Origin of the sequence: Paenibacillus sp. FSL R5-0378 (assembly GCF_038009285.1) — a bacterium.
Lineage (GTDB): Bacteria > Bacillota > Bacilli > Paenibacillales > Paenibacillaceae > Paenibacillus_AQ > Paenibacillus_AQ favisporus.
In genome coordinates this window covers 6,966,471-6,985,526 of the sequence record NZ_JBBPAY010000001.1, presented here as the reverse complement: position 1 = coordinate 6,985,526, position 19,056 = coordinate 6,966,471, and the positions used below count along the sequence as shown (strand labels likewise).

Sequence of the window (19,056 nt, the reverse complement as noted above, 5' to 3'; positions counted from 1 at the left end):
CAATAAGCGGAAAAGAGCGGGGACGGAGATGGATAGATGACAACAGATACATCCAGTTTATATGTAGAGTATAAGCCGCTGCTGAGCAGCATCGCCTACCGAATGCTGGGGTCGCTCACGGACGCCGAGGATATTGTGCAGGACATCTTCATTGAGCTGGAAACGATGCAGACCGATCATATTTTAAACATGAAAGCCTATTTACTTAAAATGGTGACCAACCGGAGCATCAATGTGCTGAAGTCGGCCCGCAAAACACGCGAAGTATATACCGGCCCTTGGCTGCCGGAACCTGAGACGGCTGATGCAGGTCAGACACCCGAAACGGCAGCGATCCAAGCCGAATCGGTCTCCTACGCGCTGCTCGTCCTTCTGGAACAGCTGTCGCCGGTGGAGAGAGCCGTCTTCATTCTCCGGGAAACGCTCGATTACGATTACCGGGATATCGCCGAGCTGCTGGACAAAAGCGATGCGAACTGCCGAAAGCTGTACAGCCGGGCGAAGCAAAAGGTCAGCACCGCGCCGGTTCCGGGGCGGGAGGAGAGAGCGGCCGCCGAGCCGCCGATTGCAGTGCCTGTAGAAAGCACTCGCGTCACTTCCGACCAGGCCAAGCATGCGGAAATACTATCCCGCGCTTTTATGGCAGCGGCGAATTCCGGCGATTTCAGGGAATTTGTCGGCATGCTTGCGGATGATGCCCGATTGTACACGGATGGCGGCGGCAAGGTCCGCTCGGCGATCTTCCCGATCATCGGCAGCCATCGTATCCTGGCCTTCCTTCAAGGGATTGCCCCGGGAAATATCAAGCCGGAGAATCAGCTGCTGATCGACGTCAACGGGCAGCCCGGCCTGCGGTTGAACCGTGGCGACGAGCTCTTTGCGGTGTTGTCCTTCCAGTTTGACAGCGACTCGCGGCCTGTCCGTATGTTTATGGTCACGAATCCGGATAAACTGCAGCATGTGATCCCGTAACGGCTTTTTTGGCAGATATAAAAAGGGTTTCGGAAACAACATGTAGAATATCCCATATGGTTAAAAATTCCAGATGGGAAAGAGGTATGCATTTTGAAATTTGAACAACAAAATTTAAGCCATTCAAGCTTCAATTGCTGCGACCTCAGTGAAACAGAAATTCAATGCTGCAATGGCAGCGGGATGAGCATGAACGATGTGAATTTGACGGGAATGCATATTTCCGATGCGAATTTGAGCGAACTTGCCATTGACGGTGCTCAATGGGGCGGCGCACATTTTCAATCCATCGGCTACGGAGATCCAAGCCAGCCTGATGCAGATCACAACAAGGAGGGCGTCCGTTTTTCAGACTGCAGCTTCCAGAACGGGCGGATCACCGACTGTGATTTTACGAACGCCAATCTTCAAAACTGCGACATAACGGGATTGGTCATCAATGGGATCAACATCGAAGAATTAATCCAAAAGTATGTTCCTGCGGAACAAAGAGAGTAGGATACAGATAAAACAACGAAAGCCATCCCAGAACCTGGGGTGGCTTTCATGGTTATGCCTGCCGTACCACATCATCCGCGTCCGTGGAATAAGCGAGTTCTTTCTGCGCGTCAAGCGCGGCCAATCTGTCCAGCAGAGCTTCCCGGATTTGCTCATAGGCATCGCTGCCCAGTGCCATCCGGATCGGACCGTCTCCCTGATCGACGCGGCGGATGATCTGCTGCGCCATTTTATCCGGATCGCCGACAACCATTTGATTGAACATGTTCATATCGATGCCCGGCAGTTCCCCTTTCATCAGGCTGACGAACTGGCCAACCTCCTTGTCCCGATATGCGTCCATCCGTTCTCCGAATACCGCATTGCTCGTAATGAAATTCGTACGGATTCCGCCCGGCTCCACGATAGTCGTCTTAATATTGAACGGCGCGGCTTCCTTGGCCAGCGCTTCAAAGGCGCCCTCGACCGCCCATTTGGAAGAACAATACAGCCCCATTCCCGGCGTGGAATAATGCCCCGCCATGCTCGATATCTGCACGATGTGCCCGCTGCCCTGTTTGCGGAAAAAAGGCAGGACGGCACGGGCTGCACGCAGTGATCCGAGGACGTTGGTCTTGAACAGATGCTCGATCTGCTCGTCGCTTGCTTCCTCCACTGCACCGTATAATCCATAGGCTGCGTTATTGACAAGCACATCAATCGTGCCGAGTTCCTCCCATGCCCGTTCGATCACCTCAACAATTTGCTGCGGGTTCGTCAGATCCAAATGAGCCTGCCATAATCGGGAACCATATTGTGCTTTCAGATCGTCCAGCACGCCCGGCTTGCGCACCGTTACGGCTACACGGTCGCCTCTTTCAAGCAACCGGCGGGTGATGCGCGAAGCCAAGCCTCCTGACGCTCCTGTAATAAACCATGTTTGCATGCTAAATGCCCTCCAATCGCTGTATTCCTCTGTATCATACGAGCAGCGGAAGGGCCCTAGCCACAGCATGTTTATACTATTAATGGGAGTAACAGTTTACGATCATAAGCCAATGTCCACCTGCAATCCAGGCGAGATAGGTTCTGCTCTATTGAGGCAGCTGGTCTTGTTCCAGCATAGACATTAACCTCTCCTCCGTGCCTGAACCGGGTACCGGTACGAAGAAACACCAGTGAAGGTCCGGGTCGCCGTCAATGACGGCCGCCGAATGGAGCATAAACTCCATTTCCTGACCATCCGGAAGGCGGAACAAAGCGGTGGTTACACGCTTTTGCTTGATTTCGTAGAGGTTCCAGTAGTACTCGAATTCCTCACTTTCCTGTCTCAAGCGTTCGAAACGTTCCATATACAACGGGTTGTCTTGGCTTCGGTCATAGCTTGCCCGCAGCACCGCCGCCGAGTAGCGGGCGAAATTTTCCCAGTTCACAAGCCGTTTACGGTAATCCTCTTTGAAAAATATAATGTTCAGCATATATCTTTCATTCTCCGGCATACGGCCGAAGTCGGCGATGATCAGTTCTGCGGCGCGGTTCCAGGCGATCACATCCGTGCCCGCATCCGTGATGAACGAAGGGTACCACAGTTGATCGACGATTTGCTGCAGCACGCCGGAATCCGGCTCCTCGCTGTTCGGAACGGCGCCGGCGCTTGCCGGGTCCACATGGGCCAAATCGAACAGATGCTTCTGCTCGTCTTCGTCGAGCTGCAGCGCATGGCTGATATTTAACAGCACTTCCGGCGAAGGATTAGCTTCTCTGCCTTGCTCCAGCCAGGTGTAGTAAGTCACGCTCATATTGGCAAGATAAGAGACCTCTTCCCGCCGAAGCCCTGGGGTACGCCTTCTTCCGGGCAGCGGCTGGATCCCCGCTTCAGAAGGCTGCAGCCGTTCCCTGCGCGATTTGATGAAATCGCCCAATGGAGAAGAAGAACGAGTTGTTTTCATTTTCATGTACGCCACCATCCTTGCGTTTCCAAGTAGGCCGACAACAGCCATTTAGAACATTGTAATCCTTTCAACCTGTTGATTTCCATCTTCCGCTTCTGAACGGTTTAACTGCATTGAAAAAAAATGGAATTAAAGGGTTTGACGAAAAATCTTTATATTTATATTATTAGAAATATAGAAATAAAGATCACGAATGAAGCCAATATCTGAAAGAAGGTGTGGTAAGGATGAGTCATAAACCTCTATTGGTCATTGTAGGGGCCGGTTCGGGCGTAAGCGCGGGTATAGCCCGCAAATTCGGGAGCAATGGCTTCCGGGTGGTTCTTCTGTCAAGAACCGAGACTTCGCTGCAGCGCAGCTTGGAGGATCTTCGTCAAGTGCATATCGAATCGTATGGAATAACTGCAGATGCTTCAGATCCGGATTCCATCAAAGCAGCCTTTACACAGATTGAAAACTTATATGGAATCACCGATGTTCTGGTATATAATGCGGCGCACATTGCGCCAGGAGATGCGTTATCGTTAACGGAACAGCAGCTGATCGATGATTTGAAAGTAAATACGGTCGGCGCGTTGACCAGCGCGCAGCAAGTCATTCCGGACATGGTCGAACGGAAACAGGGGACGCTCTTTTTCACAGGGGGCGGTATTGCATTGAACCCGAATCCACTGTATGCTTCTTTATCCATTGGCAAAGCCGCGGTCCGCTCACTTGCGCTTTCCCTGGCCGAGACGCTGGGGCCCCATGGAATTTATGTGGGCCAGGTTCTAATCGCCGATCATGTTCAGCGAGGGACTTTTTACGATCCGGACCGGATCGCCGATGTATATTGGGAATTGTATACCAATAGAGACCGGAAGGAATATTTATTTAAGGAATAATCATAGGCGCTTATTCATGGGCAAGGATCGTTTCATAAAAAAAGGACAGCTGCAGAGCCCTCGCAGCTGTCCTTTATTTTACCTCAATAGTGGTAAGTATAGACCAAGCTTATATCATGCTCTTTTCCCATGCACCCCGAATTTCCACGCCGGTTGACTTGGCGGACCGTTCCAGTTCTTCGATTTCAGCATCCGATAATTGGACGTCCATAGCCGACACGGCGCTGGCGATATGGGACGGTTTCGTTACGCCGATAATCGGCACCGTTCCTTTGGCGATCGCCCAGGCAATGGCGATTTCAGCAGGTTCAACATGGTGACGGAGGCTGATTTCTCTCATTACCTCGATCAGATCTTCCAACTCGGCAAGTACCTTCTCATCAAAGGCGTCTCCTCGGCGGGTCCCTGCTTTAAAAGGATGTTTTGTATCATATTTCCCGGTCAGCGCCCCTTGCTCCAGCACCATATAGGAGAAGAAGATCAAATCATTGGCATTGCAGTATTCAATAATGCCGGCTTCTTCCGAGGAACGGTAGAGCAGACTGTAATGGTTTTGAACGGCTGAGAGCTGAAGCCCCTCTTGAGCCAAAATGTCCGCGGCGAGCTTGATTTCCTCCAAATTATGATTGGAGACCCCGGCGTATTTAACTTTTCCGCTCTTCATCAACGGGATCAGCTTAGAGGTCCACCGCTGGACGTCTTTCGGATTGTGGATCCAATACACGTCAGCATGATCCCTTTCAAGCCGCTGCAAGCTCCCGGCGAGAAATTCTTCAACAGCCTCATCCGTCTGCTCGCCGCGGGGCGTGAATTTTGTTGAGATCAGGACGTCATTTCTCCCGCGTATGAACTGGCCCAGAATCGTCTCCGAAGCGCCCATGCCGTAAACTGCGGCCGTGTCCCAAAGATTTAATCCGGCATCCATCGCCGCATCAAATACGGGCTTCAGATCCTTGGCAGTCAGGTTATTCCCGAAAACCGCATCTCCTCCGTTGGCGCCGTTCCCCCAGGACCAGGTACCGAGGGCTATAGCTGGGATCGTTATGTTTTTTAATTGAAAAGTTTTCATCGTTTATTTCTCCTTTAACAGTGGGATAGGACAAAGACGATTATCTTTTTCCGGGAAAGCCATGCCGCTTCGCGCTCCATGCGATGATCCAAGCGATCAGCAGCAGAATCAGCAGCACGGCCGGAAACGATTGGACGCCGATGAGCTCCAGCAAGGCTCCGCCGACGATGCCCCCGCCAGCGATGGCCAGATTCCATACGGTCGTATTGATGGGCATCACGATGTCCACGCCTTCTTCGCCGCTTGCATTCGCTTGAGCGGTTTGCAGCAGCGTAGCTGCTCCGCCGAAAGTAAGTCCCCACAATGCGACGGCGGCATAGACGACGGGTACCGATGTGCCGCCCACCCATAATGCGGCCGAAACCAGGGCAAATCCAAGCAGACTGAGCAGCGTCAACAGGCGCAGCTTGCGGTCGATGAGCAAACCGACAATCCAGATCGACACAATCGCCGCGAGACCAAAGACCAGAAGGACCAGATCAACGCGGCTGCCCAGCCCGGAACGCTCGAGAAACGGCGCAATATACGTATATAGGATATTATGGGCCAACATCCAGGTGAGTACCACCATAAGAATGGGGCGGATGCCGGGCAATACAAACACTTGACCCATCGTCATGCGCTCGTCTGCGGGCTGCCCGGGATAATCCGGCACCTTCCACAGCACCCAAACCATGAGAACAAGGGTCATAAGGGACATAAGCCCAAATACGGCCCGCCAGCCGATCAGGTCGCCGAGCAAGGTTCCAGCCGGTACGCCGAAGGTAAGAGCAATCGGCGTTCCTACCATGGCGACTGCCAAGGCGCGGCCTTTTAAAGCATCCGGTACCATTCGCCGCGCGTACCCGGCGATCATGCCCCACGCCGCGCCGGCGGCCACACCGGCAAAAAAACGGGCTGCAAGCGTCAGGGTATAACTGCTCGAAATAGCCGTAATGGTGTTGAATACCAAAAATCCGGCAATAATGGCGAGCAGCAGCGGACGCCGCCTCATCCCGGCGGTAAACATGGCAAACGGAATGGCTGCCACAAGCGAGCCGATGGCATACAGGGTGACGAGCTGACCCGCCATTCCTTTGGAAATATTCAGCCCTTCCACGATGTGCGGCAGCAGCCCGGCCGGAATGGTTTCCGTGAGAATACAGATAAAACCGGTCATGGCAAGTGCCAGCAGCGCCAGCCAGGGAAGCCTGGCTGGGACGGATACCGGCTGGACCACTTTCGTGGAAGATGACATATGGGACAAGTGAGTGACCTCCTTCGAATGGTAACCTAATTTCTGGATCGATCATTCCATATACTAAGTTCAGCCCGGCTGACTTGTCAAGAACTTCTGGATCGATTAGTATAAAATTCATGAAGGGGGTAATCGTATGCCACGAACAGGACGCCCTCGTGCGTTTAATCGGGACGAGGCCGTACTTGCCGCGATGTTTCTGTTCTGGGAGCACGGCTTTGAATCCACTTCGCTGGCCCAATTGCGCGCGGCGATGGGGCATATATCCGCTGCTAGCTTTTATGCGGCGTTTGAATCGAAAGAGGCGCTGTTTCGCGAGACGGTGGAACGGTATAAAGCAACTTACGGCCGGGTGATGGAGAGTTTTCATGATCAACGTTTGGCACCGAAAGCCGCCATCGAACAAGGGCTGCGCCGCTCGGCGCGAATGCAGACCGAAGGCTCTCATCCACTGGGCTGTTTGGTGGTGTTATCCGGTATAAGCTGTTCGCCCGAGAACCAGCATATCCAAGAAATGCTGGCCAAGGAGCGGGAAAAAAACCGGGACGGGATTAAGGACTGCATTGAACGGGCAGTTGCGAATGGTGAGCTGCCCGACACGGTCGATGTTCCCATGCTGGTGTCTTTGTTCAACACCTTTCTCCTTGGCATATCGACGCAGGCGCGAGACGGTATCCCGTTCGAACAAATTGATGCAGCTATCACTCAGTTGATGAGCATCTGGGATGCCCTGTCTCGAAAAAACGGATGACAAGGAATACAAATCGTCTGATGAAAGCAGCGGGGGAGAGAACATGAACAAAACGGAACGGCAGCTCGCCATTACGCTGGAGCTGCAGCGAAACAAGCTGGTCAGAGCAGAGGATTTGGCGGCCCGGTTCGAGACGAGCGTCCGGACGATCTACCGCGATATTCAAGCCTTGAGCGAAGCGGGGGTTCCGATCGCCGGGGCTCCGGGGCAGGGATATTCCCTGATGGAGGGCTATTTCCTGCCTCCGGTCAGCTTCACGGCGGAAGAGGCCGTAGCCCTGCTGATGGGCGCGGACTTTATCGAGCAAAGACTGGATGCGGACTACAGCCCGGTGGCGGAGGCGGCCAAACGCAAAATTGAAGCGGTTCTGCCGGAGTCGGTACGCGCTGAGTCGATTCGAGTGCGGGAAACGATGCGCCTTCTCCAAGCCGGCGAGCCGGTAACCAGCCGGAAGGAAAAGGACTATCTCGGACAAATTCGGCGTGCGATTCTGGAGCGCCGCAAAATCAGGTTTGCGTATTTAAAAAAATACCCGGAAACGGACGGGAGCCGGATGAATATAAGGGAGGCGGCTCCATACGGACTGACGCTCGTTCAGGGGAATTGGACATTGGTCGCGCACTGCGACCTGCGGCAGGATATCCGCCATTTCCGATTGTCGCGGATGACGGAGCTTGCCGTGCTCGAGGAGGGCTTTGCCATGCCGGCCGGATTCGATTTGAAGCGTTACCAGCCGCCCGATGACCGCAACTTACAGGTGGTGGTTCGGGCGAATCCGGATATCGCCGACAAAATCGCCGAGACCACGCATTTTTATATGGAGGAAATGGAAGAACGGGAGGACGGACTGCGGGTCACCTTTCGCGTGCGTCAGCCGGAGGAGCTGCTCCCCTATATCCTCGGTTGGGGCGGGGCGGTTGTCGTGCTGGAGCCGGAATCCTTCCGCCGCCAAATTCAGACCGAGGCCGAAAACATATTAAACCGCTACTGACACGCTGTTGTCAGGAGCGGTTTTTTATAATGGGAGAAAATCCATAAATAAAGAGGAGTTGTTCCCATGTTGAAAAGCACAGCGAACGCATTGCAGGATTTGGAGACGTCGGTAGAACGGTATTTGATTGAACTGGAGAATTTTGATATGGAGCAGTTGCTGATAAAAACGAACGAGGAAGAATGGTCGATTGGGCAGATGTATATGCATTTGATTCAAACGGCGCAGTTCATGCACCTGCAGCATGTCGATAGCTGTCTGGCCGGCAACGGGACGGCACTCTCCACCGCGGAGGAGAAGACGGAGATTGGCAGGAAGGTATACGAGCTGGGGAGCTTTCCGCCGGTCAGGGTCCGGGTCCCGGCTTCACCGCAGTACACCCCGCAGCAGCCGGAGAGCAAGGAGCAGATTATCGAAGGGCTCCGGAGTGTAGTGGAACGGATGAAGCGGACGGAGCCCGCTCTGGCCGGAGCGTCTGAGCAATCTAAGATCCCGCATCCGCGTTTTGGTCCTTTAACCGCCGCGGAATGGTTTTTGCTGGTTGAGATGCATTACCGGCACCATTTTATGCAGCTGGAGCGGTTGAAAGGCGAGTTAAGCCTGGTTTAGCCCGTTAGCGTTGCCGCCTGTATTCTGAGGCCCAAAAAGCAGAAAAAACAGCCGCAGTCCAGGGCTTGTCATCTTCCCTGGCTGCGGCTGTTTTTTTACTTAACGGTTGCTCCATTTAAAAACACCACAGCCAGCGGGGCATTTGCTCTAGGGAAAGGGGGTTGGTCAGAAGGAATCATATTTATTCTAGATCGCTGTTGACAAAGGAAATTTCATCGCTTAGTATATCGATAAATATAGAATTATAAACCTATGGAAGGAGGGCAACCCCATGAACAAGGAGCAGTCACATCAGGAAGCTGTAAAAATATACAAAGCACTCGGAGAGCCGACCCGGTTAAATATCGTCAAGCTCTTATGCAAGCATGATGAATTAAGCTGCAGCCAGATTGAGGAGCAGTTGAATTATAAAGGTTCCACCCTGTCGCATCATCTGAAACAGCTGGTGGAGTGCGGGGTGTTGAGGCTGGCGCGCAAGGAAGGGACTTATCACTTTTATCGGGTCAATCAGGATACATTAGATCGTCATGTCGTGCTTCAGCCAGATTAATTTTTTTTCGGTCCCATATTTCGATAAATTTAAATATATTAAGATAAGATCCAAATGAGTGTGCTGTCATTAGCGGCAGTTTCTTTTTTGACCAATAGATTGATAGTTTTAAATCTATAAGAACACAAAAAGGATGTGGTTTAACATGTATGTATTTTTATGATCAATATTTCGATAAGTATAAAAACATCAAGATATTCATGGTAATAACCTAAAAGGAGAGGAATCAATGAATAAAATGGGACTCGTTTATCTGCTTGCTTTCGGCGCCTTTGTCATGGGGACGGCTGAAATGGTCGTCATGGGGATTTTGGGGATGATCTCGAATGATTTGAACGTATCCGTAGGCACAGCCGGGCAATTAGTTACGCTGTATGCCGTTGTATTTGCGATCGGAACCCCGATCCTTGTATCGCTTACCGGCAAAATGAAGAGAAAAAGGCTGCTGCTGCTGACCTTTACTTTGTTTGTCATTGGTAATTTGGTCGCCTTCTTTAGTCCGAATTTTACCGTCCTGATGATTTCCAGAATGATTCTGGCAGCCAGTCAAGGCGTTTATACGGTGGTGGCCCTCATGGTCGGCTCCAGCCTGGTGGAGCCCCAAAAGCAAGGGAATGCCATCGGCATCATTTATATGGGATTTAGTACTGCCTTGGTTGCAGGCACTCCGCTCGGAACCATCATCGGCGAATATTGGGGATGGCGGCCGGTGTTTATGCTCATTGCGGCATTGAGTGTGCTTGCCATGATCGGAATCGCCGCGTGGATGCCGAAGGTACAAGAACAGAAGCCGACTTCGATTCGGGACCAGCTGCTTGCGCTGAAGGATCGCCGAATGGTCAGCGGCTTGATGATCACTTTTTTCTGGATTGCCGGGTATCAGTTGATGTTTACATACATTGCGCCTTTTCTTGAGACAGCCGTGGGCATGAATACGACGATGATCAGCACGGCACTCTTCGTATGCGGCCTGTTCGCTGTCATGGGATCACGCCTTGGCGGGTACGGCGCGGATAAGTGGGGAATTGGCAAAACGCTGCTCATCAGCCTGCTTCTTCATGCAGCCGCACTGGCCGTACTTCCGCTTGCCGCAGCCACGATGGTGAGCGCGCTGATCATTCTGGCGGTCTGGTTCGGAGCGGCTTGGATGACGACTCCCGCTCAGCAGTATTACCTCATCTCCCTTTCCCCGAAAACTTCGGGTCTTGCGCTGGGACTGAACAGTTCCATGCTGCAGCTTGGAATGGCGGTAGGCGCCGGGGTAGGCGGATGGGTGGCCAATCAGACGTCCCTGATGCAGCTGGGATGGGTAGGAGCAGTAAGCATTCTGCTTAGCGTGATCACTGCGCTGTACTCTTTTTCGCTCAAAAGCAGAAAAGAATCGGTGCTGAGCAATTAACCTCTGGAACTCACCGTGAAAGGGGGGATGCCTGGACTTGAAAAATGCCTTGAGGGATCATTTGAACAGAACAATTTGCTGTCGTAGGCAACCACAAAACTTTAAAATGAGGTGGAAAATATGTCTGATTATCAACTTAATTTGAATGATAACCGTATCGTATGGGGAAAGGAAATCAATGTAGAGCCGCGAATTGGAAAATCTCCGAATGACTCGATCCGGCAAGGGGCGGGCAGCGCCTTGGATTGGAACTTGCCTGCCGGTATATATCGGGCAAAAGAGGTCGTCAGGGCGCTCGATCCCCTGCTTGAGGCGATGCTGGTCCAGCTTGGCGAACCGGTAAACGGCGATCCGGCGGTGCTGCTGGACAGCCTTCAGGCCAACTTGGCGATTTCCGGACGCGTGTCATCTCTGCCGCTTGGTCCCCTGGCTTTAGAGGATAAAGCCGGCGTCGAACTGACAGCCCAGGCGGTACGCATCGGCGAGCAGCTGGTAAGCTGGGCGCGGGAAATGAATGCGGAGAAGAGGACGCTCGCGAGTTATGGGCCGGAAACGCTTGGCCAGCTGGAATTTAGAAGCCACTGCTACGGTCATGCCCTGATCCCTGACGCTGTTGCACAGGTTTGGGGACCCTTTGGGGGCCCAAGAATCATGCAGATCTATAATGAATACCTGCACCAAATGGTTTTGCTGCGGGATGCCTTGCTTCCGTTTGCCAATTGGGAGCAGGTTCCGTTTGAAGTGAAGGAACATACGGAGTTTAAAGGGCTCCGTTTTCTGGAACCGGCCCGGGAGGTCTTTTTAACTCAGCTGCTTGGGAAAAAGTTGACACACAAATCGATTGTCCAGTATGCGCAAAGTGTGGTCAGCTCGGGTCTGTCCGCAGCCGGTTACGGATTCCAATATCAACTGGGCACCGTATTGCCTGCCGGGCTGGGAGAGCCGGCCGGGACGGCGGCGCGGTACCTGCTGAAATGGCATCCGGTACAAACGATACAGGCAGAAGAAACGCAGGATATGGCTGCGATCTCGTTCGATTACGAATATGACGATTATTATGCGGCACCGCGCACCGATGCGGGAAGCGGTACGCCAGGGAATAAAGATACGCTTCCTGTCTCTTTAGGGGAGATCGCTGGTCCGAACGTCGCGCGTTTACTGCCGATTACGGCTTCTGATCGAACGACCCTGCGATTGAGCTTGGAATTGGACGGACGTGAATTTTCGGTGGATCTCGGTCAGCTCTTTAGAGGGCATCGCTTTATGTACCGGCCCGAAGGAAACGACAACGCCGATGTCGCTATTGTGAAGCGTACCTCTGTCAGCCTGCATTCGGCAGCGGACATCCTTGCGCTTTCCGGATTGGTGACAAATACAGACGGAATCCACTTCATTCCAACCGATGGAAACGAGCTTGTTCGGTGGGCATTGCTTGGTAAGCTGTATCCCGAAAATGTGGTTATATTAGACAACGGTCATCCAGAAGAACTGGAAAAAGCTTATGTTTCCGGCAAGGGCTTTGGGACGCAGTTTTTAGTGTTGTAAGTCCAGCAATCCGGGTGATGATTTGCCCCGTAGACCGTCACATATAATCGACACGATGCGCTCGGGATATGGTGCACTCCCGCTGTGCGCTTGCAGGATACCGACAAGCAGGGCCCGGATGTCCCCAACGCTGGCATCAGGCCGGACGGATCCGTTTTGCTGGGCCCGGGCTAGCAGCTTGCCGAGCTCGCTCCAGAAGTCTCCCGCAACTTCCTTGAGCGCGGCGTCCTTGTCCAAACCGCTGCCCACAAGGGCGTCGGTTATCGCCTTGTTGGCTACTGCTTCACGGATCACGATTCTAAAATAGCTGAAGAATGCTTCGCCCGGATCCTCGTGGCGGAGCCATTTTTTTGCTTCCTCAACAAGACGCGCCTTGTAGCTGACCATCACCGCTCCAAACAATTCCTCCTTGGTCGGGAAATGCCGATAGGCGGTGCCTACGCCAACCCCGGCATGTCGGGCAATTTCATCCATCGAGACGGTGATGCCCTCAGTAGTAAAGAGTCTGTGCGCAACATCGAGCAGTTTATCCCGATTTCGTTTGGCGTCGGCACGCAGTGCTTTGGAAGAAGACATGGCACCGTTGGAGTCGGTATCCCCACTGTGATCAGCCGGTATGTTCTGTTCTGACATCTTAGGATATCACCTCGCTTGAATCCATATTACACAATGAACGTATCGTTGACAAACGGAGAATACTCTCCGTATAATGATAAACGGAGAAGGTTCTCCGTTTAAAAATAGTAATTTCTAATTCATGAAGCGAGGTGATCAGTTTGACAGAACAGACACAATCAGCCGGCACCAGTCCGCGCGAAATCATTGAATGTTTTATACGGGCTACAGCTGACAATGCATGGGATGAACTTGCAGATTTATATGCTCCCGACGTGGTTATCGAAATCCCGTTCGCTCCACCTGGGGTTCCCAAACGGACGGAAGGAAGGGAGGTACTACGCGAACGATTTAAGAGCGTCGCCGGAATGAGACGGTTCGATAATGCTGAGTTACTCGCCTTGCACGAGACCCGGGATCCGGAAGTCGTTGTTGCCGAATGGAATGTTCACGGTCATGTGACAGAGACCGGCCGCTCATTCACCTTTTCGTATATTATGGTGGTCAGGGTCCGGAACGGACAGATCTTATCCTCCCGTGATTACTCCAACCCGATCGACGGGGCGGAGGCGTTTGACAGACTGCCACAGTTATTCCAGGCGCTTACGGACCAGACGTCATCGAATTGAGCCCTAAGCTGTGCAGCCCAGCAACAGGCCTAGTACCTTCATATAGGCATAGAAGCTTTTCCCGGTAGGGAAAAGCTTCTATTTTGCAGAAGGTTTAGTTAATGAATATTTCTCCTTGTTAACTTTGCTGCTGCACGCCTCTGAGCCACACGGATTCGATCGACAAGGTATCCGAGATATGACTTGTTGGGTCGCCATTCACCAGAATAAGGTCTGCGCGCGAACCTGCGGCAATCCGTCCGCGATCGTGAAGCCCGAAGCGGCGGGCCGGTTTCGAGGTGGCGGACTGGAGCGCTTCGATCGGAGTGAACCCGGCTTGAACGAGCAGCTGCATTTCATGATGGACGCTGGCACCATGCGCAAGGCCGCCGAGATTTGGAACGGGAACAGGGGAGACATCCGTTCCAACCAGAATGTCGACGCCGGCCCGATGAAGATCCATCACGTTCTTAAAGCTGTTCTCCATATCGCCTTGCGGGAACGTATTGAAGCTGGAGTTCAGAATATCGATCCATTCCGGGCTTAATTTGGAATGCACCCGCGGATCATTGGCCAAATCGGATGCCGGATTTCCAAGGATGGACGAGTTCAATACGAGGCATGGCGTCACGAACGCGCCAGAATCGGCAATAGCTTGGACCAAATCGGGCGTGAGTTCAGGTCTGTCGATAAACAGGTGGCCCAATCCGTCCACTCCGAGAGCGATGGCGGTCTGCGAAGAGCGAGCCGTCAGGACGTGGGCGATGACGATTTTATCAAACTTGTGGGCCTCTTCCACGGCAGCTTTAAGAATTTCGTCGCTCAGGACAGGCAGGCCGGGGGCGCCCATGACCGTGCCTTCTTCAATCATGATTTTAATATAGTCCGCGCCATTCTCCACCTGGGTATGCACGTGTTTGATCGCTTCTTCCACCGTCGTCACCTGGGGCACTTCTTCGTGATCGTGGGCGTATGCCGCCAGCATCGCTTCCCGGTCTTCCTTCGATAACTTCTCCAATTCCTTTAACACGAACTCGGGGATCTCGTCTCCATCGGGCAGCAATTCATCGGGATGACCGCCCGGAGCGGTGATCGCGGTTCCGGCGGAACGGACATCGGCGGCGCCTTTCACATTTTTCAGCTGAATCGCCCGTCCTCTTTCCGTAAAGTCTCCGTTCATTTCGAGTTCGGTCGTCACACCGAATTTTACTGCATCCCGTAATCCTCCAATGGAAGTGTGAACATGGGCATCAATCAAGCCGGGCAATAATGTCGCATGATTTGCATTCACGATGACTGCATCCTCCGGAACGTCAGTGCCTACGGCAATGATGGTCTCCCCTTGAATGAGCACATTTCTTGACTCAATCACTTGTTCCCCGTCGAAAATCCGTGCATTTATAATGGCCGTAACCTTGTCCAGCGTATTCTTCATTTCGTTATTCCTCCTTGGATGTGTGCTTGGAAACAATTCGGAGTATAACAGTTAGTTTTCTAACAGTCAATAAACTAATATTTGAATTGACAAGCCTATGGAATCCCCGTATAGTTGAAATGTTAAAAGTTAGTCTCCTAACATTTTGAGGAGGAACGATCATGAAACCTCGCAAGGATACACTCTATATGGACTTGTTTCAGATTATCGGCCTGAAGTTGAAGAAAAAGGCGGATGAAAGCATTAAAGAGCTGGGATTAAACGCACAGCAAGGCAAAGTCCTTGATTATATTCATAAAAACCAGGATAAAGATATCATTCAAAGGGATTTAGCCGATCGGTTTCATTTACAGGGGGCCAGCATAACAAGCATGCTCCAAGGCCTCGAGAAAAAAGGATATATTGAGCGGAAAATTCCGGCCAATAATGAACGGCAGAAAAACATCTATGTTTTGCCAAAGGCCGTTGAACTGATTGATGCTTTTAACGAATCCTTTCAGAAGGTGGAGGACGAAATCGTTCAGACCCTGACCGAAGAGGAGAAGCAGCTGTTAAAGGGACTGCTGGTCAAAATTAATGAACGCTTATAAGCCGTATGCGAGAACCAATCGGACAGCCCAAAAAAGACGATCATCCCCGTTAAAGGACGATCGTCTTTTGGTGCAGGATGTGCATTTAAAAACCGAAATCGAGGGGGCTGCCCGTCTCGGCGATGGACTTGATGTTGCTTAGAATCATCCACCAGAACTTCTCGGTTTTCAGGAACAAAGGGTTGCCGTCGGTCCATTGATCATTGATGAGGTGCATCTTGGTGCACGATCCCACCGGCTCTAACCGGATCGTTACCCGGCTCTGCATCGTCTCGTGTTCGGCGAAGTGGGAGGGGCCGGGATGGTCGGTGTAGCTGAGTACCCGGTATTTTTCATAGGCCAAAATTTCTCCGTAAATGTGCACCGTGTTTTCCCCGTCAGGCCCAGGGCCGACAAACCGGATCGGGTCGCCTGCCTGCAGATTTGATTGAATGACGCCTCCCATAAAAGCGCGGAACGATTTCTCAGGGTTGAACAGCACGTCCCAAACCTCTTCGGGGCTGGCTCCAATGTAGAAGGTGTACTCTAACTGCATGTCGAATCCTCCTTGAAACAAAAATATTAACGTTGTATACATGTAACGTACCATTTCCGTCCTTCAGGTTTCTTGTAAAAACGCGCCATTAGGGGGAATTCGATGCGCTATCAGGTGAACCCTAACCGAGGGATATTGCATTTTGACCCGGCACAAACGAACGTTAGAATTACACGTCATCTGCCATCAGAACAGCTTCGGCATTTGATCCAGCATTACTGGTTCGTCGAATGGAATTTAGAGGGGCAGCTGCCGTATACGCAGGAGGTATTGCAGCATCCCGGGGTCAACATCGTGTTTGAACAAGGAAGTTCGTACGTCTGCGGAATCGAAAGCAGGAAAGCGGCTTATACGCTGCAGGGAAAGGGGCAGATTGTAGGAATTCTTTATCGTCCAGGTGCTTTTTACGGTTATACGTCAGAGCCCATGTCGGAACTGGTGGACCGTAAAGTGGATATCTCCAGGTATTTTCCGTTTGATGCGGAAACGGCAGAGAAGGGGATATTTGCGTCGAACCGTCTGGAAGAGAGGGTTGCCTTTATTGAAGGACTGCTGTCCATTAACATTCCGGAGCCGGATGACAAAGTGGACGAGCTGAACAAGATCGTCAGGGCGATCATGGAGGATCGTTCGTTGACCAGCGTAGATTTGCTGGTGAACCGGTTCAACGCATCCAAACGCACGCTGCAGCGCATGTTTAAACAGTATTTAGGGGTAAGCCCCAAATGGGTCATTCAGCGATACCGCATGCACGAGGCCAGCGAGGCGATTGAAAATGGAGCCGATATCACGACGGTGGCCTTGGAGCTCGGTTATTTTGACCAAGCGCATTTCAGCAAAGATTTTAAGGCGATCGTAGGAACGTCTCCTCATGCCTACCGGCGGGGGGATTAAGGTAGTCGCACTTTATTTACAGATTTTGAAATATCATTGAACAGGCTGTTCAGCCTGCAAACGTAAAGCGCCGGCAAGACGTTGTCTTGACCGGCGTTTTGCAGATATATGAAAGTATGCGCTTTGGTGGCTTGGAATTTTATTGCATGAAGTCAGCAAAATCGGGAATGCTCGGATTCGCGATATAGTGCCCGCCTTCGACTTGAATGGTCTGGCCCGTAATGAATTTCGATTCATCCGAAGCCAGGAATAGGACGGTGTATCCGATATCGTCCGGTTCTCCGTGGTACGGGAGCTTGTTGTACTTGGCGAAAATGTCCAGCACTTGCGGCGGCATGTTGTTTTTAGCGGCGGGAGTGAGAATTAAGCCAGGTGCAACCGCATTGCAGCGGATGCCGGAGGCGCCGTATTGGGTGGCGATATATTTCGTCAGATTCACGACTGCGGCTTTGGAAGCACCGTATGCCGAACGAATGGAATCGCCCGTAAAGCCTGCCATGGATGCCGTATTGATGATGGATCCGCCGCCCGCCTCGATCATATGGGGGATCGCGAAGCGGCTGCCGAGCAGCACGCTTTTCAGATTGACATTCATGAGCCGGTCCCACTCCATCAAATCCATGTTCACAACATCCAAATCCTTCTGAAGATTGGTTAAGCCTACATTATTGAACAGCACCGTAATTGTGCCAAAGTGCTTGACGGTAAACTCGACAGCTTCCCGGATCGAGCTCTCGTCGCCTGCATCGAGGAACAGGCCGTAGGCTTCTCCGCCTTGTGCGTTGATCTCAGCTGCCGCCTGCTGTGCTCCTTCCACATTGAAATCCGCAATCACCACCTTGGCTCCCTCTTTAGCCAACAGTCTTGCGGAGGACAACCCAATTCCCGAAGCTCCTCCCGTAACAAGGGCAACTTTTCCTTCTACTCTTGCCATATGAAATGAACACCTGCCTTTTTGTTTAGAACATTAATATTTAGACATCTAAATAATATCAAAGTTTATTGGGGCAGGCAAGTTTAGGGCGCCCGCAGAGCTGGAAAGTCATGGCTAATTATTAAAATTTAGTAAATTAGTTTTTAGTTTGCTCTGTTAATATGATTCATAGACGACCGGAAAGGGGCTTTAGGATTGAAAAAGGGAATAGGATTTGCTGCATGGTTTTTGTCTGCTGCTTTAGTATTTTCAGGATGCGCTTCGGACAAGCCGGCGAGCGGTTCACAAGACGTCGAACAGTCCGCAACTCCTTCGATGGACAAAGAGCAAGAGCCATCTAAGCTGCTCAGTGCTTCTGAAAATGGAGAGGTAAAGCTTTTTGAAACTACAGATGGAGTCATTGTAGACGTTAACGGCAGCCAAAAGAAATTCGATTGGAACATACTTAAAGGTGTTTCTAATCCACAGGTGTCCTATGTTGATCTGACAGGGGATGGTAAAGAAGAAGCGGTCATCATTCTGGTTACGGGATATGGTACTGAATTAGATACGAATGAAGCCCATATTTTAAACGGGAAAAACCTTTCGGAAATAAAGATACAGCGTGTGGAGGAGATTCTTGCGGATTTAGAAACCGAAGTTAGCCAAAAGGGCGATGAGCTCCTAATTAAGACCAAAGCGCAAGGGAAAGAATACAAATTCAGCAAAAAAGTCAGCGATTTAAAGTTAGTTCATCCAGACGATCAATTTGAAAACAAACTTTACTTTGGTAATGTCATTCTAAACAATGTGAAAGATCAGAAACTGACCGTTGATATAGTCGGATCTGTTAGACCCATTGATGGCGTGCTTCCAGACTACGTATGCACTGTTCATGTAACGTATAAATATGATCAAGACCTACATGAGTTTGCTGCAGAGCAAATACAAATTACCTCTGATCAATAAACAAAGAAGCTGGCCCCAATTGGTCAGCTTCTTCTTGGCGTCGTACTTTACATCAAGTTAT

The 19,056-nt window shown here is 51.5% G+C and carries 21 protein-coding genes; 13 read left to right on the top strand and 8 right to left on the bottom strand.

The window, feature by feature from the left end; genetic code table 11:
• Window positions 1-36: 36 nt before the first annotated feature.
• Together MKY74_RS32240 and MKY74_RS32235 are read left to right on the top strand one after the other, a co-directional pair.
• Window positions 37-972, top strand: a complete 936-nt coding sequence (locus tag MKY74_RS32240; RefSeq protein ID WP_076173873.1) for a sigma-70 family RNA polymerase sigma factor — start codon at window positions 37-39, stop codon at window positions 970-972.
• Between the two features lie 93 nt (window positions 973-1,065).
• The gene (locus tag MKY74_RS32235; protein WP_076173872.1) at window positions 1,066-1,470 is read left to right on the top strand and encodes a pentapeptide repeat-containing protein; all 405 of its coding nucleotides are present in this window, start codon (window positions 1,066-1,068) and stop codon (window positions 1,468-1,470) included.
• 52 nt (window positions 1,471-1,522) lie between these two features.
• On the opposite strand, the gene MKY74_RS32230 is transcribed toward MKY74_RS32235, so the two are convergent.
• Both MKY74_RS32230 and MKY74_RS32225 read right to left on the bottom strand, forming a co-directional pair.
• Window positions 1,523-2,395: an SDR family oxidoreductase gene (locus tag MKY74_RS32230; RefSeq protein WP_076173871.1), complete on the bottom strand. Its 873-nt coding sequence runs from the start codon at window positions 2,393-2,395 to the stop codon at window positions 1,523-1,525.
• A gap of 148 nt (window positions 2,396-2,543) precedes the next feature.
• On the bottom strand, window positions 2,544-3,404 hold the full coding sequence (locus MKY74_RS32225; protein ID WP_244169386.1) for a helix-turn-helix transcriptional regulator: 861 nt from the start codon (window positions 3,402-3,404) through the stop codon (window positions 2,544-2,546).
• Window positions 3,405-3,628: 224 nt separating this feature from the next.
• Between MKY74_RS32225 and MKY74_RS32220 the strand changes: the two genes are divergently transcribed.
• Complete coding sequence (locus MKY74_RS32220) at window positions 3,629-4,285, top strand: SDR family NAD(P)-dependent oxidoreductase (protein ID WP_076173870.1); 657 nt, start codon at window positions 3,629-3,631, stop codon at window positions 4,283-4,285.
• Between the two features lie 109 nt (window positions 4,286-4,394).
• Here the strand turns inward: MKY74_RS32220 and MKY74_RS32215 are convergent, their stop codons facing one another.
• The gene (locus tag MKY74_RS32215; RefSeq protein ID WP_076173869.1) at window positions 4,395-5,354 is read right to left on the bottom strand and encodes an aldo/keto reductase; all 960 of its coding nucleotides are present in this window, start codon (window positions 5,352-5,354) and stop codon (window positions 4,395-4,397) included.
• Between the two features lie 40 nt (window positions 5,355-5,394).
• Complete coding sequence (locus tag MKY74_RS32210) at window positions 5,395-6,591, bottom strand: MFS transporter (RefSeq protein ID WP_144025497.1); 1,197 nt, start codon at window positions 6,589-6,591, stop codon at window positions 5,395-5,397.
• A gap of 136 nt (window positions 6,592-6,727) precedes the next feature.
• On the opposite strand from MKY74_RS32210, the gene MKY74_RS32205 reads away from it, so the two are divergent.
• From MKY74_RS32205 to MKY74_RS32180, 6 genes are all read left to right on the top strand, one after another.
• A complete protein-coding gene (locus MKY74_RS32205) occupies window positions 6,728-7,342 on the top strand; it encodes a TetR/AcrR family transcriptional regulator (RefSeq protein WP_076173867.1) in 615 nt (204 codons plus the stop codon).
• Window positions 7,343-7,385: 43 nt separating this feature from the next.
• The gene (locus MKY74_RS32200) at window positions 7,386-8,333 is read left to right on the top strand and encodes a helix-turn-helix transcriptional regulator (RefSeq protein WP_076174011.1); all 948 of its coding nucleotides are present in this window, start codon (window positions 7,386-7,388) and stop codon (window positions 8,331-8,333) included.
• 66 nt (window positions 8,334-8,399) lie between these two features.
• A complete protein-coding gene (locus MKY74_RS32195; RefSeq protein ID WP_076173866.1) occupies window positions 8,400-8,942 on the top strand; it encodes a DinB family protein in 543 nt (180 codons plus the stop codon).
• 271 nt (window positions 8,943-9,213) lie between these two features.
• A complete protein-coding gene (locus tag MKY74_RS32190; protein ID WP_076173865.1) occupies window positions 9,214-9,492 on the top strand; it encodes an ArsR/SmtB family transcription factor in 279 nt (92 codons plus the stop codon).
• Window positions 9,493-9,721: 229 nt separating this feature from the next.
• Complete coding sequence (locus tag MKY74_RS32185) at window positions 9,722-10,891, top strand: MFS transporter (RefSeq protein WP_076173864.1); 1,170 nt, start codon at window positions 9,722-9,724, stop codon at window positions 10,889-10,891.
• Window positions 10,892-11,011: 120 nt separating this feature from the next.
• Window positions 11,012-12,436, top strand: a complete 1,425-nt coding sequence (locus MKY74_RS32180) for a hypothetical protein (protein ID WP_076173863.1) — start codon at window positions 11,012-11,014, stop codon at window positions 12,434-12,436.
• Here the strand turns inward: MKY74_RS32180 and MKY74_RS32175 are convergent.
• Complete coding sequence (locus tag MKY74_RS32175; protein WP_208629379.1) at window positions 12,425-13,069, bottom strand: TetR/AcrR family transcriptional regulator; 645 nt, start codon at window positions 13,067-13,069, stop codon at window positions 12,425-12,427. The two genes, MKY74_RS32180 and MKY74_RS32175, sit on opposite strands and share 12 nt — an antisense overlap.
• 134 nt (window positions 13,070-13,203) lie before the next feature.
• Between MKY74_RS32175 and MKY74_RS32170 the strand changes: the two genes are divergently transcribed.
• Window positions 13,204-13,680, top strand: coding sequence for a nuclear transport factor 2 family protein (locus tag MKY74_RS32170; RefSeq protein ID WP_084204093.1), 477 nt, complete (start codon window positions 13,204-13,206; stop codon window positions 13,678-13,680).
• Window positions 13,681-13,798: 118 nt separating this feature from the next.
• On the opposite strand, the gene MKY74_RS32165 is transcribed toward MKY74_RS32170, so the two are convergent.
• Window positions 13,799-15,094, bottom strand: coding sequence for an amidohydrolase family protein (locus tag MKY74_RS32165; protein ID WP_076173861.1), 1,296 nt, complete (start codon window positions 15,092-15,094; stop codon window positions 13,799-13,801).
• 161 nt (window positions 15,095-15,255) lie between these two features.
• On the opposite strand from MKY74_RS32165, the gene MKY74_RS32160 reads away from it, so the two are divergent.
• On the top strand, window positions 15,256-15,684 hold the full coding sequence (locus MKY74_RS32160; RefSeq protein WP_076173860.1) for a MarR family winged helix-turn-helix transcriptional regulator: 429 nt from the start codon (window positions 15,256-15,258) through the stop codon (window positions 15,682-15,684).
• An 85-nt stretch (window positions 15,685-15,769) separates the two neighbouring features.
• Here MKY74_RS32160 and MKY74_RS32155 read toward each other — a convergent pair whose 3' ends face one another.
• Entirely contained in the window at window positions 15,770-16,219 is a 450-nt protein-coding gene (locus MKY74_RS32155) for an SRPBCC domain-containing protein (RefSeq protein ID WP_076173859.1), read from the bottom strand.
• Between the two features lie 102 nt (window positions 16,220-16,321).
• Between MKY74_RS32155 and MKY74_RS32150 the strand changes: the two genes are divergently transcribed.
• Window positions 16,322-17,113, top strand: a complete 792-nt coding sequence (locus MKY74_RS32150; protein ID WP_076173858.1) for an AraC family transcriptional regulator — start codon at window positions 16,322-16,324, stop codon at window positions 17,111-17,113.
• 139 nt (window positions 17,114-17,252) lie between these two features.
• Here MKY74_RS32150 and MKY74_RS32145 read toward each other — a convergent pair whose 3' ends face one another.
• On the bottom strand, window positions 17,253-18,047 hold the full coding sequence (locus tag MKY74_RS32145; protein WP_076173857.1) for an SDR family NAD(P)-dependent oxidoreductase: 795 nt from the start codon (window positions 18,045-18,047) through the stop codon (window positions 17,253-17,255).
• Window positions 18,048-18,242: 195 nt separating this feature from the next.
• Here MKY74_RS32145 and MKY74_RS32140 point away from each other — a divergent pair, with 195 nt between their 5' ends.
• Window positions 18,243-18,995: a hypothetical protein gene (locus tag MKY74_RS32140; RefSeq protein WP_076173856.1), complete on the top strand. Its 753-nt coding sequence runs from the start codon at window positions 18,243-18,245 to the stop codon at window positions 18,993-18,995.
• Window positions 18,996-19,056: the final 61 nt, after the last annotated feature.